Consider the following 2,335-nt stretch of genomic DNA (forward strand, 5'->3'; position numbering starts at 1 on the left):
GTGTTTTGGGTTACAGCGCTTGATGTCATTGAAGTCTCCGATCTGTGCTTGTGCGGCGGCGAGCAATATGTGCGTCCGGCAGATATAGCTGGCCTGTCAGCGGGCAGGGGCACCGTTTCGTTGGGCCGCGGGGCTTATGGTAAGCCTTGCAGCTGGGGTGCCATTAGCATTGTCGGACAATTTCTTCGCATGTTGGGACACGAGACCGGGAATCGTGGATGGAAAGCGGATGGCGGCAACGCTCCCGCGCAGTTCAGACGGCAATGCCGGCCATCGCCGGGAAGAGGTGGGGATCTGTAACGTCAGGAACGTGTAGAAGGGTGCGGCTGGTTCAGGCAGTGTGGCTGGCCCGGATGACAGAGGGACGCGTGAGCCGACCCCGAACCCAGCCTTCCTACTTATGCGAGATGGGGCTGGCTGCCGCCCGGCTCTCCCGGTATTGGGCGGTCCAATCCGAGGGTGTCTTACCAAACTGGCCGCGGAACCAGCGCGAGAAGTCACCGGCAGAGGAAAAGCCGAGGAGTTCGGCGACGTCATACAACCTGCGTTTGCTGTTGGCCAGATACTCCTCGGCGAGTTCAACACGTACAGCATTGATGATCGTTGTGACACTCTCACCTTCCGCCGCCAAGTGCCGGCTAAGGGTGCGTCGATGCATGCCAAGATGCTGGGCGACTTGATCGACCGAACAAAGTCCGCTTGGCAGCAACATCCTGACGATCTGGCGGGCCCGCTGCGCCGGCTCGTCGCGGAGGTTGGCCAGCTGCATGTCCAGCCATCGCTTCACCTCGCGATTCAGCGTCGGGTCTGCCGCAGGGATGGGCATGTCCAGGTCGCGGCCGCGGCAAACGATGGCATTGCATTCCTGTGAAAACTCGATAGCCGTACCCAGCACGCGGTGGTGCACTTCGAGACTGGCGGGCCGCTCATGGGTGAAACAGATCCTTGTTGGCCGGAAGGTATTGCCACTGAGCGCCCTAAACGTCCGAAATCCGATGCCGGCTGACTGTTCGATAGCCTGGCGCCAGACGCCGGGGGGTTGCATATTCGCGCCCATATGCAGCAGCACGACGTCGCCTGCATCGTTAAGCCGCAATTGCACGCCGGCGTTGTGCAGTCGCATATAGCGGACGCAAGATTGCATTGCTGCGCGCAACGTTGGTTCTTCCCGGAGCACCAGCGCCAGCATGCCCAGATTGGCCAGGCTTCTCGTTTCCGCGAGCAACAATCCGAAGGCCTCCTGACCGGACAGGCGTGCCGACTCCTCCAGCAGCCACCCCACCGAATCGGCACTGATCATCATATTCGGATCGTCGAGGACCGTGGCCGGCAGTTTGGCCATCTGCAGCATACGAAGCGGATCGAGCCCCACCGAACGGGCAACGTGTTCATAGTCGGTAAGGCTGGCACTTCGCGTCAGGGAATGCACGGACCGTCACCTGTCCCAATTTTACAAGATTATGTCCTGGTAAGCTTAGTACGGAAAAGCTTGTCAGGCTACTTTGGAGGCTAGGAATTTCAAAAGATGGAGGTCGACGATGGGAGAAGGTGCTGCTACCCGGCGTGGGTCATGCCGCGCCTGAAGAACGCGTTGATCAGGTTAACAAATTACTCCTGGTTGTTCGCTAGCGCCGCATGCGACCGGGCGCACCAGCGGCAGCATCGGTATTGGTGACCGCAAGCGTGTCAAAGCGCCGCAGAGGCGATAGAAACGATTGCGAACAAGGGTCTGTTGTCTGGGCACAACTGCCGTTCGCCAGTCCGAGGAGATCGGGGCGCCAGACCGAACCAGCCATCGCATTCCGGTAGCGCTATCGTTGGACCTCTTTGACGATAGCGTCAGAAGGTCCCATCCGTCGATTTTGGTGAGTTGTTCGTAAGCGCGCAATTCTTTAAGGCGAGCCTTGAGGATAGTCGATCGCCCGTCCGCGGCCCTTGCTTGTGCTCGTGGTTCTCGCGGTGCTGTGCAAGACGCTGCGCACGGTGAAGGTACCGCAGCGGGTCACGCGCGCCTCTTCCTGGAAGAAGTCAGTGGTGCGGTGCTCTGGCAGATCCAGGAGGTATACCTGCTGTACCTGGAACGCCGCGGCATTGCGGCGGTTGCGCCGCATCGCGACGCCGCGCACAAACTCGTCGTAGGCCGCCCGGTCGGCGAAGTCGCGATGGCCGCGTAATTCCAGCGCCTGATCGATCAGGTCCTGGAGGTGGCGATACGGGGATTCAACGCACCATGCTCGTGGCCTAGGCCCCGGTTGTTGCGTCTGTTTTCCATCCCGTAATGTTCGAGCAACGCGGCATAGCGAGCCGTAAAGTCTTCCTTGGCAGACTACGTAGC

General features: G+C 60.2%; 1 protein-coding gene and 1 pseudogene. Both read right to left on the reverse strand.

Going from position 1 to position 2,335, the window contains the following annotated elements:
• Nucleotides 1–394: 394 nt before the first annotated feature.
• Nucleotides 395–1,429, reverse strand: coding sequence for an AraC family transcriptional regulator (locus WCA53_RS22145; RefSeq protein WP_423915605.1), 1,035 nt, complete (start codon nucleotides 1,427–1,429; stop codon nucleotides 395–397).
• A 481-nt stretch (nucleotides 1,430–1,910) separates the two neighbouring features.
• Nucleotides 1,911–2,320, reverse strand: a pseudogene (locus WCA53_RS22150) (IS21 family transposase); the annotation flags it as partial.
• Nucleotides 2,321–2,335: the final 15 nt, after the last annotated feature.

The sequence above is a fragment of the Caballeronia sp. genome (genome assembly GCF_049581465.1).
In the GTDB taxonomy this organism is placed as follows: domain Bacteria; phylum Pseudomonadota; class Gammaproteobacteria; order Burkholderiales; family Burkholderiaceae; genus Caballeronia.